The 13,979-nt window shown below is 67.5% G+C and carries 14 protein-coding genes; 6 read left to right on the plus strand and 8 right to left on the minus strand.

Annotated elements, in window-relative coordinates; translation table 11 throughout:
• Nucleotides 1-301: 301 nt before the first annotated feature.
• Entirely contained in the window at nucleotides 302-2,827 is a 2,526-nt protein-coding gene (locus AC1DJN_RS14755) for a PepSY domain-containing protein (protein ID WP_478013603.1), read from the plus strand.
• An 86-nt stretch (nucleotides 2,828-2,913) separates the two neighbouring features.
• Here the strand turns inward: AC1DJN_RS14755 and AC1DJN_RS14760 are convergent, their stop codons facing one another.
• Nucleotides 2,914-5,451 (minus strand): methyl-accepting chemotaxis protein, encoded by a 2,538-nt coding sequence (locus AC1DJN_RS14760; protein ID WP_478013604.1) that lies wholly within the window; start codon nucleotides 5,449-5,451, stop codon nucleotides 2,914-2,916.
• 202 nt (nucleotides 5,452-5,653) lie between these two features.
• On the opposite strand from AC1DJN_RS14760, the gene AC1DJN_RS14765 reads away from it, so the two are divergent.
• Nucleotides 5,654-6,487: an arylamine N-acetyltransferase family protein gene (locus AC1DJN_RS14765; RefSeq protein ID WP_442252198.1), complete on the plus strand. Its 834-nt coding sequence runs from the start codon at nucleotides 5,654-5,656 to the stop codon at nucleotides 6,485-6,487.
• Between the two features lie 32 nt (nucleotides 6,488-6,519).
• Here AC1DJN_RS14765 and AC1DJN_RS14770 read toward each other — a convergent pair whose 3' ends face one another.
• The gene (locus tag AC1DJN_RS14770; protein ID WP_442252199.1) at nucleotides 6,520-6,891 is read right to left on the minus strand and encodes a VOC family protein; all 372 of its coding nucleotides are present in this window, start codon (nucleotides 6,889-6,891) and stop codon (nucleotides 6,520-6,522) included.
• A gap of 113 nt (nucleotides 6,892-7,004) precedes the next feature.
• Here AC1DJN_RS14770 and AC1DJN_RS14775 point away from each other — a divergent pair, with 113 nt between their 5' ends.
• Nucleotides 7,005-7,721 (plus strand): transporter substrate-binding domain-containing protein, encoded by a 717-nt coding sequence (locus AC1DJN_RS14775; protein WP_442252200.1) that lies wholly within the window; start codon nucleotides 7,005-7,007, stop codon nucleotides 7,719-7,721.
• Between the two features lie 36 nt (nucleotides 7,722-7,757).
• On the opposite strand, the gene AC1DJN_RS14780 is transcribed toward AC1DJN_RS14775, so the two are convergent.
• Nucleotides 7,758-8,660, minus strand: coding sequence for a LysR substrate-binding domain-containing protein (locus AC1DJN_RS14780; protein WP_032976453.1), 903 nt, complete (start codon nucleotides 8,658-8,660; stop codon nucleotides 7,758-7,760).
• A gap of 243 nt (nucleotides 8,661-8,903) precedes the next feature.
• Nucleotides 8,904-9,458 carry a GIY-YIG nuclease family protein gene (locus AC1DJN_RS14785; protein ID WP_032976452.1) on the minus strand — a complete coding sequence of 185 codons (555 nt, stop codon included), beginning with the start codon at nucleotides 9,456-9,458 and terminating at the stop codon, nucleotides 8,904-8,906.
• Nucleotides 9,459-9,542: 84 nt separating this feature from the next.
• Here AC1DJN_RS14785 and AC1DJN_RS14790 point away from each other — a divergent pair, with 84 nt between their 5' ends.
• The gene (locus AC1DJN_RS14790; protein ID WP_032976451.1) at nucleotides 9,543-10,340 is read left to right on the plus strand and encodes a D-alanyl-D-alanine carboxypeptidase family protein; all 798 of its coding nucleotides are present in this window, start codon (nucleotides 9,543-9,545) and stop codon (nucleotides 10,338-10,340) included.
• 69 nt (nucleotides 10,341-10,409) lie between these two features.
• Nucleotides 10,410-10,943: a hypothetical protein gene (locus AC1DJN_RS14795; RefSeq protein ID WP_032976450.1), complete on the plus strand. Its 534-nt coding sequence runs from the start codon at nucleotides 10,410-10,412 to the stop codon at nucleotides 10,941-10,943.
• A 19-nt stretch (nucleotides 10,944-10,962) separates the two neighbouring features.
• Here AC1DJN_RS14795 and AC1DJN_RS14800 read toward each other — a convergent pair whose 3' ends face one another.
• Both AC1DJN_RS14800 and AC1DJN_RS14805 read right to left on the minus strand, forming a co-directional pair.
• Nucleotides 10,963-11,526, minus strand: a complete 564-nt coding sequence (locus AC1DJN_RS14800; RefSeq protein WP_051585022.1) for a TetR/AcrR family transcriptional regulator — start codon at nucleotides 11,524-11,526, stop codon at nucleotides 10,963-10,965.
• A gap of 48 nt (nucleotides 11,527-11,574) precedes the next feature.
• Nucleotides 11,575-12,171, minus strand: coding sequence for an NAD(P)H-dependent oxidoreductase (locus AC1DJN_RS14805; protein ID WP_025878634.1), 597 nt, complete (start codon nucleotides 12,169-12,171; stop codon nucleotides 11,575-11,577).
• Between the two features lie 190 nt (nucleotides 12,172-12,361).
• Here AC1DJN_RS14805 and AC1DJN_RS14810 point away from each other — a divergent pair, with 190 nt between their 5' ends.
• Nucleotides 12,362-12,763 carry a response regulator gene (locus AC1DJN_RS14810; RefSeq protein ID WP_025878633.1) on the plus strand — a complete coding sequence of 134 codons (402 nt, stop codon included), beginning with the start codon at nucleotides 12,362-12,364 and terminating at the stop codon, nucleotides 12,761-12,763.
• Between the two features lie 11 nt (nucleotides 12,764-12,774).
• Here the strand turns inward: AC1DJN_RS14810 and AC1DJN_RS14815 are convergent, their stop codons facing one another.
• Entirely contained in the window at nucleotides 12,775-13,602 is an 828-nt protein-coding gene (locus tag AC1DJN_RS14815) for an isocitrate lyase/PEP mutase family protein (RefSeq protein ID WP_200867508.1), read from the minus strand.
• Nucleotides 13,603-13,648: 46 nt separating this feature from the next.
• The coding region (locus AC1DJN_RS14820) for a hypothetical protein (RefSeq protein ID WP_478039373.1) at nucleotides 13,649-13,979 on the minus strand (331 nt) is incomplete at its 5' end.

The following is a 13,979-nucleotide window of genomic DNA, read 5'->3' on the forward strand; positions in this document are numbered from 1 at the left end:
GTTGCGGGGGTGTCCGCGGCATGGATGCCGCGGCCAAGCCCCCATGGATGGGTTTACGGCGTCCCCCGCAACCGGACCCACCCCGACTACCCTCAGGAAACTCGCTTTTGATTCGGCTGTAGCTTCGGCTGTTGCTGTTGAGGTTGCCGGCCAGCGGCCGGCACTACGGCGGGTGCAGGGCGCAGCCCTGCCGGCAAACCCTCCTTGACCGCAGCGGCCCGCGACCCGGAGAATTACGAGATTAATTCTCATTTGCTGTTGCGCAGGATGCGGGCGGCAGCCTCGACGGCCCTCGATCCCGATGTTCAAGAACGTCCTCTTCCAACTGCACTGGCTGCTGGGCATCAGCGCGGGTGCCATCCTGGCCGTGATGGGCCTGAGCGGTGCAGTCCTGTCGTTCGAGGATGAACTGCTGCGCGCCGCCAATCCCGGCTTCGCCGAGATCGCCGAGCACCATGCCGACAACCAGCAGCCGCTCGCCCTGAGCGAGCTGGTGCCGTTGCTGCAGGCAGGCAGCGAGCGGCCGCTGCAGCGCCTGCGGGTGGATGCCAGCGGCCAGCGGCCATCGGTGGCACGCTTTGCCGGCGGCAAGGACCACTGGGTCTATTTCGACCCCTACAGCGGCGAACGCTTCAGCGCGCTGCGTGGACAGGCCTTCTTCGATTTCGTCGAGGACCTGCACCGCCACATGGTCGCCGGTGAACGCGGCTCGTGGATCACCGGCAGCTGTGCGATCGCACTGTTGTTCTTCACCCTGTCCGGGCTGTACCTGCGCTGGCCACGCCGCTGGTGGCACTGGCGCAGCTGGCTGGCGGTGGAATGGTCGCGCAAGGGCCGGGGCTTCCTGTGGAGCCTGCATTCGGTGATCGGCACCTGGGTGCTGCTGATCTACCTGATGAGCGCACTGACCGGGTTGTGGTGGTCGTTCGACTGGTATCGCAACGGGCTGACCCAGCTGCTGGGTGTCGCGCCCCCCGCCAAGCACAAGGTCGCCACGGATCTGCCCCTGGATCTGCACAAGGTCGAGGCCACGCTGTATGCACTGCCCGGCGTGCGCCAGGGCTTCATCGACCTGCGCCTGCCGGAGAAGCCCGGTCAAGCGCTCAACGTACGGGTGATGTCGGCGGATCCCGCACAACGGGGCGGCCATCACGACCGCGCGCATGACCTGCTGCAGCTCGACCCGGCCACCGGCGCGGTCCTCGACGCGCGCCCCTACGCGCGCCAGGGTGCCGGCGGCCAGCTCACCACCAGCATGTTCGCCCTGCACTCGGGCAGCTTCTTCGGCATGCCCGGGCGCATCGTGGTGATGCTCAGCAGCCTGGGCATGTGCCTGTTCTTCGTTACCGGCTGGCTGTTGTACCTGGACCGCCGCCGCGGCCAGCGTGCCGCCCGCGCGCTGCGGCAGACCGTGCCGGCAGCAGCACCCCATGCCGCGGGCACGCCGTGGCTGGTGGTGCATGCCAGCCAGAGCGGCCTGGCCGAACAGTTGGCCTGGCGTGCGGCGGCACAGCTGCAGGCGGCCGGCCACGCGGTGCAGGTACTGCCGCTTGCGCGCGTGGCTGCCGCGCAGCTGCAGGCCACCACGCAAGCGCTGTTCGTGCTCAGCACCTTCGGTGATGGCGAACCACCGGACAACGCACGGCGCAGCACGCGCCAGTTGCTGGCACAGCGTCCGGACCTTTCCGGGCTGCGTTACGGCATGCTCGCGCTGGGTGATCACCAGTACGCGCAGTTCTGCGGGTTCGGCGTGCAGATCGACGACTGGTTGACGCGCTCGGGCGCGCAACCCTTGTTCGCCCGCATCGACGTCGATGCTGCTTCGGTGGTGGCGCTGCGCCAGTGGCAGCTGCAGCTGACCGCACTGACTGGCATCGACACCGACGACAGCGTGTTGCCGGCCGCCACAGTGATGCACGGCTGGCGCCTGCTCGGCCGCACCCTGCTCAACGCTGGCAGCGTCGGCGGCCAGATCTGGAAGATCCGCCTGGCACCGCCGGCCGATGTCGATTGGCAGGCCGGCGACATCCTGCACATCGCGCCCCGCCACGACGCGATGCATGCCAGCGCGGTACTGCGCGCGCATGGCCTGGATCCCCAGCAGCCACAGCTGATCGATGGCGTTGCGAAGACCCTGCTGGAACTGGCCAGCGAACGCGTGCTGCCCGAACCCGGCCGTGCGTTGCAGGTGCAGGATGCAGGCCTGTGGTTGTCGGGCCTGCCGTCACTGCCTGGGCGTGAGTACTCCATCGCCTCATGCGCCGCCGATGGCGAAGTGGAGCTGGTGGTGCGGTTGGTCCACGACGCAGCAGGTCGCGCAGGACTGGGCTCGGGCTGGCTGGCCCTGCATGCGCCGCTGGACGGTGCGATAGCCGCCCGCGTGCATCGCAACCCGGGCTTCCATCGGCAGCCGGGCGCGCCGATGCTGCTGATCGGCAACGGCACGGGCATCGCCGGCCTGCGCAGCCTGCTGCGCGAAGCCGCGCACCGGGGCGAGCACGGTCACTGGCTGCTGTTCGGCGAGCGTCAGCGCGCGCACGATTTCCTGTTCGCCGACGAGATCATCCAGTGGCAGGCTGACGGGCACCTGCTGCGCTTGGATCAGGCCTATTCGCGTGATGTGGACGATGGCAGCTACGTACAGCATCGATTGCGCGCTGCGACAGATGAACTGCAGGCGTGGTTGGCACGGGGTGCAGTGATCCATGTGTGTGGATCGCTGCACGGCATGGCCGAAGGCGTGGACCAGGTGCTGCGCGAGGCACTGGGCGATGAAAGGGTGGAACTGCTGCTGGAGAACGGGCGCTACCGGCGCGACGTGTATTGAATCCGTTCGCCGGGCATGGCCCGGCGCTACCCGTCATGGGTTTCAACGGTAGCGCCGGGCCATGCCTGGCGAAGGCGATCAGGCCATCACGCCGCCGCCCGTGACCGGCGCTCGGGCTGCAGCCGGAACGCGGCCACCGCTTCGGCCAGCGCACGCACCTGGGTCTGCATCTGCGCAGTCGACGCGCCGGCCTCTTCCACCAGGCTCGCATTGCGCTGCGTGCTGGCCTCCATCTGTACGACGGTCTGGTTTACCTGGGCAATGCCCGCATGCTGGTCGTGCGAGGCACTGCGGATACCGGCCAGCAGGCCGGCCAACTGCTGCACGCTGCTGACGATCTCGTCCATCGTCGTACCCGCCTGCTCGGCCTGCGTACTGCCCTGGTCGACCCGCGTCACCGAATCCTCGATCAGCCCCTTGATCTGCTTGGCGGCATCAGCACTGCGCTGGGCCAGCAAGCGCACTTCGGCCGCCACCACCGCGAAGCTTCGGCCCTGCTCGCCTGCACGCGCGGCCTCCACTGCCGCGTTGAGGGCAAGGATATTGGTCTGGAAAGCGATGCCATCGATCAGCTGGATGATGTCGCCGATGCGCCGCGATGCGTTGCTGATGCCCTGCATGGTGGCCACCACCTGGCCGACCGCGGTGCCGCCGCGCTCGGCAACCCGGGCGGCCTCACGTACCAGTCCATCGGCGCGCTCCGTCGCATCGGCGTTGCGGCCGACGGTATCGGTCAGTTCATGCATCGATGCAGCGGTTTCTTCCAGGTTGGCGGCCTGCTGTTCCGTGCGCTGGGAAAGATCGTGATGGCCGGCAACGATTTCACCCACCCCCACATCCAGGCGGACGGTGGCCTGCTGGATGCGGGTGACGATGTGGCCCAGCTGCGCGACGGTGGCGTTGGCATCGTCACGCATGCGGGCGAACACGCCCTGCAGGTCGCCCTCCAGGCGCACGCTCAGGTCGCCGCGTGCCAGTGCGGCCAGCAGCGCCTGCAGATCGCCGAGGTTGGCCTCGAAGGTGGACAGCAGGCGATTGATGCTGGTCGACAGCGTGCGCACGAAGCCCTGCTTGCCCTCCAGTACGATGCGCCCCTGCAGCTCGCCATGCGCCGCCGCGTCGACCAGTGCCGCCACTTCGGTTTCCAGCAGTGTCTCCAGCGCGCGGCTGCGCCATTCCACTGCCACGCCGAGGAAGTGGTCGTCCTCGACGATGGCGTTGGCGATCAGCTGGTAGCGGGTGCCGGCGTGGCCGATCTCGCGCTCTTCGCGCTGACGGACACCAATCAGCCCCGCCAGTACCGGGTGCAGGCGGACCGCGTCGCTGCCAAGCAACGTCTCTGCGGGAAGATCCAGCAGCTGCAGCAGCGCTGGATTGGCGTAGGCCACCTGCCCTTCCGCGTCGACCACCATCAAGCCGGTCTGCGCGCTGTCCAGCGCCTGCCGCACGCGCGTATTGCCGCGCGCAACCGCGCGCTCGGTTTCGATCCGCGCACGCAGGCGTTGCTGCATGTCGACCAGGCACTGCGCAAGCTGACCGATCTCATCGTTGGCGTTGTGCACGCGCAGCGTGGTGTCGAGCCGATCATCGGCGATATCGCCAGCGAAACGCAGGGTGTCCTGGATCGGTCGACGCACCGCGCGGACGACCAGCACCAGGCTGGTGATCAGCACACCGGCCACCAGCAGCAGAGTGGCCACAAACAGCACGCTGGCCATCCGTGCACCCGACTGCTGACGAAGCTGCGCCTGGGCCAGGGCCACACTTTGCGCCTGCTGGAATGCGGCCAGTGCCGGGCCCACGGCTGCCGCCGTCTCGAGCAGCGACTGTGCTTCCACGTCCAGGCCGACACGCGCGGCGGTATAGCCCAGCAGCGCGGCCTGGTAGGCCTCCATGCCCATGCGCACCTGCTCCTGCACCTCGGCTGGCAGGCCCGCCAATGCCAGATCGAAGGGCAGCTTTTCTTCGCTGGCACGATCGGCGTGGGTGGAATCGCCATCGAGCAGCAGCAGCGCTTCCTGCCGCCGCATCCGCTGCACATGCAGGGAAAGCGCAGGGCGCTCCAGCGCGTCCACCTGTGCCTGCAGTGCGTCGGCGGACTGCTGCAGCTGCGCGGCCAGGCCTGCGTCGCCGCGCCCCATCTCATCCACCCGCTCGAACAACGCGGCGATGCCCTGTGAGAATGCGTCGACGGCTTCAGTCATCGCCTGCAGCACCTTGCGCCGACCCGCATCCATCGGCATTGCACGCAACGCCTGCAGATCCTGCTTCAACATCCGTTGCGTGGCCAGCAACTGGCTGCGGTCGGCATCGTCGAAACTTCGCGCATACTGGGTCTGCAGGCGCCGGGCCTCGGCCACCCGCGCTGCCAGCGAAGCGACGCGGTCACTGCCGTGCTGGTAGCTGGCCTGATCGCGCGCCGCCTGCTTGCTCGCATGGCTGGTCCAGGCATGGACGGCGGCAATGGCCACCAGGCCCAGGCTGCAGACCAGCAGGGTCGCCTTGAGCTTGTCGGCGACGCTCAGCCGATGGGGCTGCAACCAGCGCAGCAGGCCAGGGAAACGGGAACGCAAGCCGGCAACGCGGCTACGCAGGGACCGAAGGTGGGGAACGACGGCCGACATGACAGACTCCAGGCGGAAGGACGCACCTTTATCGACTGGTTGCAGCAGAACTTTAGCCCCGGATTGATTCCTGCTACGAGCGGCGGGCAGTTGTCGCTGTTGTACCGGCCGCAGACGACCGGGGGATGACACCGGCGGGATGCGCTTGACCTCAACCCCGGTTGCGGTATCACAGTGGAGCCCCCCGCCCGTGATGCCTGCCATGCCCATCGACGTCCCCCGCTACCTGCAGCGCCTGCAGCTGGATGCCCCGCCCCCGCTCACCCTGGCCGGGCTGACCCTGCTGCAGCAGCGCCACAACGCCCTGCTGCCGTTCGAGACCCTGACCAGCCTGCTGCGCGACGCGGTGGCAATCGACCTGGACAGCGTCCAGCACAAGCTGCTGCACGCGCAGCGCGGCGGTTACTGCTTCGAACTCAATGGCGCGTTCCTGGCGCTGCTGCAGGCCTTGGGCTTCGATGCGCAGCCACTGAGTGCACGCGTGCTGCTGTCGGCCACCGAGGGCGAGCTGACTGCGTGTACGCATCTGCTCCTGCGGGTGCGTCTGCAGGAAGAGGATTGGCTGGTCGATACCGGCTTCGGCAGCCTGACCCCGACCGTACCGCTGCGCCTGCACGAGACCGCAGTGCAGGACACACCGCACGAGCGTTACCGCGTGCAGACGCTGGATGATGGCGACTTCATGCTCGCCGCCGAGGCGGGGGATGACTGGCGGGCGCTGTACCGCTTCGACCTGCAGCCACCGGCGCCGATCGACAACGAGGTAGGCAACTGGTACGTGTGCACGCATCCGCAGTCGAGCTTTCCCGGCCAGCTGCGTGCATCACTGACCGGGCCGGATTGGCGACGCACCATCGGCAGCGGCAACTACACCGAATACCGCCCGGGCCAGGCGCCGGCCAAGCGCCCGCTGCGGGATGTGCAGGACGTGCGTGAGGTGCTGCAGCAGGGCTTCGGCATGCGCCTCCCCGACGATCCGCGGTTGGATCCGGCCATCGCCGACTGGCTGCAGCGATCACAGGCCACATCCGTGTAGCGCCGCGCAATGCTCGGCTGCTGTGCTTGCGGCTATGGGTTGACGGGTGCCTGCAGAGCAATCCGGTTGCCCTCGCTGTCGCGGATCTCGGCTACCCGCCAGCCACCCGCCACGGCCGGGCCAAAGCACAGCACCGCGCCGGCCTGCAGGGCACGCTGCAGGCTCCGATCCACATCGTCCACGCCCAGGTAGATGCGCGGGCCCTGCTCCGACGGCACGTAGTCGGTGCCGTGCACCAGCGCCATGCTGGCACCTGCGGCGTCGTCGTTGAACGACAGGTAGGCCATCCGGCAGTCATGCAGGTCGATCGGCGCTTCGATGCGTACCTGCAGCCAGTGCTCGTAGAACATCACGGCGCGTTCGAGATCGGCGACCGGAACTTCAACATGCAGGATGGGATTCATGGTGATCGTGCTCGGCGTGCAGGTTGATGAAAGGCAGCATCGCAGCCCTGTGCACTGCACGATACGGCCCCGACTGGCATGCTGGACAGCCTGCCATCGTACTGGAAGCGCCCATGTCCCTGGCCGATCACCGTCATGCCCTGGCCCCGTTGGGCCACCTGCGCGTTGCCATCAACCTGGGCAACCCGGTGCTGGCCCAGGGCGACGCCAATTCACCGCGTGGGCCGTCGGTGGAACTGGCCACCGCGCTGGCACAGCGGCTGGGTGTGCAGGCACGCTTCAGTTGCCACGACGCGGCCGCATCGGTGGTTGCAGCGGCGAGCGACGATGCATGGGATCTGGCCTTCCTGGCGGTGGACCCGGCACGTGCCGACCGCATTGCCTTCAGCGCGCCGTATGTGGAGATCGAAGGCACCTATCTGGTGCGCGATGACAGTCCAGCGCACCGGGTTGCAGACCTTGATCGCAACGGGCTGCGCATCGCGGTGGGACGCGGCGCCGCCTACGATCTGTTCCTCAGCCGTGAGCTGCGGCACGCGGCGATTGAACGTGCCGACACCTCGGCCGCGGCCATCACCCTGTTCGACCAGCAGCGGCTGGATGCAGCGGCCGGCGTACGCCAGCCCCTTCTGGCCTGGGCGCAGGCACATCCCGGCCATCGCGTGCTGGCCGATCGCTTCACCGTCATCCAGCAAGCGGTTGCCGCGCCCGTCGCACGACCCGCAGCGGCGTTGCAGGCGCTGTTCGCGGAAGTGCAGGCGATCAAGGCCGGGCCGCTGCTGGGCGAGGCCTTCGCGCGTGCCGGGCAGGCAGTCACGCTGTTGCGGTGACGCACACTCCATGGCGTCGCGCCTGCCCGCGTGGCGCTACCCCGCGTCTGCGGCCTGCATGTGCCGCACATGCTCGGCCGCCTGGGCGTGCAACCATTCGCGGAAGGCCAGGAAACCACGGTGCCGCACCGAGCGCTGCGGATACACCAGCCAATGCGGCCATGCGGTTTTCAGGCGCCGGTCCGACAACGCAACCAACTGGCCGGAATCCAGCAGCAGCCGCGCCCGCGTCACCCGTCCCAGGGCAACACCGACGCCGTCCAGTGCGGCGCGATGGTGGGCTTCGGAATCATCCAGCACCGCCACGTACCGCGCCGGCGGGCGCTGCCCGGTCAGCGCGAACCATGCACCCCACGCGCCGTCGGGGTCTCCCAGCAGCGGCCACTGTGCCAACGGCAGGTGGCCGATGCCGCCCATGCGCTCGATCAGTGCCGGGCTGGCCATGGGCAGCAGCCATTCGTCGAACAACGGTTCCACCACCAGCCCCGGCCATTGTCCGCTGCCCAGCCGCAGTGCTGCGTCGAACTGCAGTTGCCGGTCGAAGTCGATCAGTCGCTCGCTCGACTGCAGATTGATTTCGATCTGCGGATGCGCGGCCACGAAGTTGCCCAGGCGTGGCACCAGCCAGGCGCTGGCCATCGACGGCACGGCGCTGAGGGTGAGCACATGCTCCGGTCGCGCGGCGTAGGGCTGGAAGGCTTCGTTGATCGCATCCAGGTGGGGGCCGATCTGATCCAGCAGGCGCTGCCCTTCCAGGGTCAAGGCAACACCGCGTGCCTGCCGTATCAGCAGCGGCTGGCCCAGGCGTTCCTCGAGCTGGCGCATCTGATGGCTGAGCGCACTGACCGTCAGGTTCATCGACGCGGCGGCGCGGGACAGGTTGCCCAGGCGTGCGGCAGCGACGAAGCCCTGCAGGGCATGCAGCGGTGGGCGGGACATAAGCCTTGAATTCCTCTCAAGTCGACCTTGCGGAAATGTCGCTTTTTGCACCGCCATGCTGCCCGTATCGTGCATTCCACTCAAGTGGAGGCACGATCATGAACATCTTCAGCGGTCTGTTGTTCCTGCAGGGTCATGTGACCAACGTTGCCCTGGCCCAGCGCCTGGCCAGCCCCGTTCCCGCAGCGCCCGATGCACGCCGGGCACCCCGTCCGGGCAACACCCCGGCCGCCCCGGGCAGTGTCACCACCCGCGCTGCAGGTGATCGGGCAACAACGGCTGCGGATCGATAGCGAGCGCGCGATACGCATCGATGGCGTCGCGCAGTGCGGCCACGCCGACGGGCGAACGCAGGCTTTCCTCTTCCGGCACCTGCACTGCAGCCCAGTCATGCAACCGGTCCAGGCGCTGGACCATTGCAGCCCGCAGCCACAGCCGCAGCGGATAGGTGTGATAGCCCTGCTGCGCCAGCGCTTGCACAGCCTCGGCCAATGCAGCGTTGGCCCCGCGCACCCACTCGGTGTGCCCACCGGCCTTGTCCTGCACCGTCATCGGTGCCGGCGCACGATGCAGCTTGAAGGGCCGGCGCAAGTGCAGTTCCAGGTCACGCGCATCCCGCTCTGATTCCGCCTCGACCAGCGCGCCTGCTTCCAGATCGAAGAACTCGAACCAGCGCCGATGCAGCGCACTGATCCGGCCCAGCGGATCGCGCGAGAAGCCGATCTTCGCGTAGTCCTCCCAGGCACAGGGAAAGACGTAGGCGAACACGCGGCCATCGATGCGGATGTCGGAATCCATTTCCACAGGATCGCGTGGCGGGTATTCGCAGGATGTGCAGGCAATGCCCACGGCATGCGTAGTTCCGGCTACGCTTGCGCGACCATGCCTTCATCGCACGCCCCTCGCCCGCCCGTGTCATCGATCACGATCGATGCCGTCTCGCTCGACATCCTGCAGCAGCAGCACGCGGATCTGCGACGACCACCGGCCTCGCTGACCAAGCTGATGACCGCCTACACCGCCTACGACCTGCTCGCGCAGTCGGGCGGTTCGTGGTCGGACATGATCACCATCGATCCGCGCGACGTGCACGAGGTGGCCGACGATGAAACACGGATGGGCCTGGTGCCCGGCGAAAGCATCGTCCTCGGCAGACTGCTGGAGGGCCTGATGGTGGTCTCCGGCAACGATGCCGCGCTCGCCCTGGCCCGTCACCTGGCCGGATCGCACGCGGCGTTCGCGCAGCACATGAACGATCACGCGCGAGCGCTGGGCCTGCACGATACGCACTTCATTTCCGTGTCCGGCATCACTACCCCGGGGCATCTGTCGACCGCACGCGACATGGCGATATTGGCCGCGCAGGTGCTTGGCCGCTACCCCGATCTGCTGGCGATCACCGCACAGCGCAGCTTCGTGCACCGCACCCTGCACAAGGCCAACCAGAATGCGCTGCTGGGCGAAGACGGCGTGGATGGTTTGAAGACCGGTTACACACAGGCTGCAGGCTTCTGCCTGGCAGCCACCGCCCGTCGCAGGTGCGCTGGGCACGCGCTGCCACTGCGCCTGATCACCGTGGTGCTGGGTGCTGATTCCCGTGCGTCGCGCGATGAGCAGGTACGTGCGCAGCTTGATGCAGGCTTCGCCAGCGCCGGAATGGCCGACGCCCAACGCGCGTGACCGGCAGGCTGGGCAGACACCACGGGCAATGCGCTCTATAGTCCAGCGCCCGAAGGAGTACCCCCACCGATGGATCGACGACTGTTGTGCTGGATGCTTGCGCTGTCCTGCATGTTCGCCGCTGCAATCACCCATGCCGGCGAACTCAGCCCTGCCGAGACCGACGCGCTGCAGCAGGATGTGCGTTCTCTGCTCTCCACCTTCGCGCGTGGCGATACCGATGCCATGATCGAGCGCAGCCATCCCAGCGTGAAGCGCTTCGCTGGCGGCGACGCGGCGTATGCGAAAGCCGCGCGCGATGCGATGAAGGCACTCGGCGACATGGGCCTGAAGGTCATCAGCGATGATGTCGGCGAACCGACCCGCACCTACGCTGCCGGCGACGAAGAAGTCTGCTTCGTGCCGCGGACCACGGTATTCACCACCGACGCACAGACAGTGAAAAGCCTCACCTTCATGGTCGCCATCCGGCAGGTCGGTGGTACGCAGTGGCGCTACATCGATGGTGCCGCCATGCAGGCAATGCCGGAGCTGCTGCGACAGCTGTTGCCGGACCTGCCGCGTGACGTGCCACTGCCATCAGTCAGCGTCGAGCAACTCTAGGCCGCTTCGCCCACACGATTCAGCTGCCACGCTTGACGATGGCGACGATCACGCGCTCCAGCTCGGCCTCGGCAGCCGTGTGTTCCACCGCACCGGCCGCAACCGCTTCAGACAGGGTTTCGGCGGCACCGAGAATGGCCCACAGCCCGGTAGCCGGCACGGCCTCGCCTACTGCGAACGGGCCCAGCCACCGCGCGCACTTGTCGATGAAATCCTGCTGATAGCAACGGCGTACCGCACGCAGTTCCGGTGACCCGGCCAACGCGGCGAGAATGTCCTGGATCTCGCTGCCCTGCGACAGCACACAATCGATGTAGCCCGAGGCGATGGCATGCGCGCGATCCTTCAGCCGCGCCTTCGCACTGCCGATGCGGTCGTCGAAGACCACGGTCTGCTTGTGGTCATAGTCGGCATACAGCGCGGCCAGCAGGCCGTTGCGGGTTTCGAAGTGGTCGTAGGCCAGCGGCTTGGTGACACCGGCCGCCTCGGCCAGGCGGGCCAGGGTCAGCGCATCGGTGCCCTCTTCGCCAACCAGCGCCCACGCCACGTCCAGCAGCTGCCGGGCGCGCTGTTCACGGGTCAGGCGGCGACGGGGCTCGGGCGCGGCAGGTCTGGAAGGCAAGGGAGATCGTCAGGGCGCGGGGGTTCCGATCTTACGTCCGATGTCCACTGCCGTCTGCAGATGCGCTTCGGCCATGCCGCTGTCGGCGTCCAGCAGCAGCGTGGAGGACAGCACCGGCGCCCCGCAGTAGTCGAAGATGCCCTGGTCGATCTGGGTCTTCATCGCCGCGCCATAGCCACGCCGGTCGATCATCTGCTGGCCCGCGCCGCCCAGCCCGACCAGATGCACCTGCAGACGCTGCAGCTTTTTTTCCACCTTGCCGTCGGCACCTTCGTCATAGGCCCAGCCCTGGGTGAAGACGCGGTCGATCCATCCCTTCAGCAGCGCCGGGAACGACCACCAGTAGAGCGGGTAGACCAGCACCAGCGCATCGGCCGCATCCAGCCGGGCGTGCTCGGCGGCGACATCGGCCGGCAGCGTCGTGGTCCTGCGGAAGAACGCGTGGTCCTGGGCGTTGAAACGTGGATCGAAGCCTTCGGCCATCAGATCCACCGAGGTGACCGTATTGCCGGCATCGGCGTTGGCGATGGCCTCACCGATCCGCGCGGCGACCGCGTGGGTGAGCGAGGCCGGGTCAGGATGTGCCACGACAATATGGGTATGCATGATGGGGCTCTGCTGTTCACTAGTTACCAATGGTAACTACGATTGCAGCCAGCACCAGCACCATCGGTGGAATGCTGTTGCGCGCTGCTGTCGCTGTTGTGCACATCACAGCCACACCGGGCTGCCACGGCCTTGATGCCGGTAAGCGGATGCTTGCCGGACCAACGCAGCATTCGCACGACAACACACCATGCAGAGCAACAACGAACGACCCGCACCGCTACCCCGCCTGCTCCTTGTGGAAGACCAGCTCGATCTGGCAGATCTGATGGAACAGGCCCTGACCGACGAAGGCAACGAAATCGCCCACGCCAACAGCGTCTTCGAGGCATTGGGCATGCTCGACAGTGGCCACTTCGATGGCGCCGTGCTGGACGTGGAACTTCGTGATGGCGTGGTATTCCCTGTGGCCGATCGGCTGCTCGAACTGGGCATCCCCTATCTTTTCGCTTCAGCGGTATACGACCAGCTGGTGCCGGTCCGGCATCGGCGCGCGCCCTTCCTGGCCAAACCGTTCCATGTGCAGGGCCTGCAGCGCGCGGTGCGAGAAGCGCTCGGCAGGACGGCCGCCCCGCCGACGCCGCCGCACTAGCCTGCACGCACCTACGGCTTGAACAACCCGTTGAGCTCGGCACCGGACGGGGTGGCCGGCAGCGCATCGAATGATCCACTGGCAAGCATCTGCCGGGAGGCGTCGAGAAAGCCCGACCACGCGCTGCGGGCCAGCGCACCGCCGACACTGACCCGGCGCACGCCCAGACTGGCGGCCTGCTGCAGCGTCATCACGCCGGGCGCACCGATCAGCAGGTTGACCGGTTTGCCACCGGCGGCCTCCACCACGGCGCGGATCTGCTCTGCGGTCCGGATGCCGGGCGCATACAGACAGTCGGCACCCGCCTGCGCATAGGCGCGGATGCGAGCCAATGTATCGTCCAGATCGGGTCGCCCGACGAAGAAGTTCTCCGCGCGCCCCACCAGCATCACGTCGTGCCCGCTTTCATCAATGGCACGGCGCGCGGCCTGCAGCCGGGCCACGCTGTCTTCGATGCTGCGCAGCGGATGGTCCGCATCGCCGCTGGAATCTTCGATCGACAGGCCAGCCACACCGGTAGCGATCGCCATCGACACGCTCTCGTGCACCGCCTCCGGGCTGGGGCCAAAACCATCTTCGAAGTCGGCGTTCACCGGTAGATCGGTCGCCGCCACCATCGCCTGCAGATGAGCGAGGATCTCGCTGCGGCCCATCGCCCCGTCAGGCTGCCCGTGGGCCCAGGCATGGCCGGAACTGGTGGTAGCCAGTGCCTGGGCACCCAGCCGCGCCAGCGCCACCGCACTGCCCACGTCCCATGGATTGGGCAGCAGGAAGCAACCGGAGGCATGAAGCGCCCTGAAGGCAGCGCGGCGGTTTCGGATGGCGTCGGCACTCATCACGGACTCCTGCTGGATACTTCTTCCCCGGCTGCTGCCCGCGCAGTGGTCACCTGGCAGCAGGCTTCACGGCGGCGCGGCCCGGTTCCACTGTCGTCTGCAACTGCAGCCCCTGCAACAGTGCCTTATCCAGCTTTGCCGCCACGCCCACACTGCGCCCGGCCAGGTTGGCCACCTGGTACTGCACCGCCACGCCCAGCACCTGGGTCGCCTCGGACAGCGTCAACCCATAGGCCTGGCGCAGCCACTGCAGCATGCCCGAGGTGGCGATGCGCAGCGCATCATCGCTGGAGCCCCCCTGGCCCAGGGTCATGATCTGCGTTGCCGATTCCACCCGTGGCGTTGCGATCGCATGCTGCTTCAGCAGCTCGACCTTCACC

The sequence above is a fragment of the Stenotrophomonas sp. 05L414_2 genome (assembly GCF_056397905.1).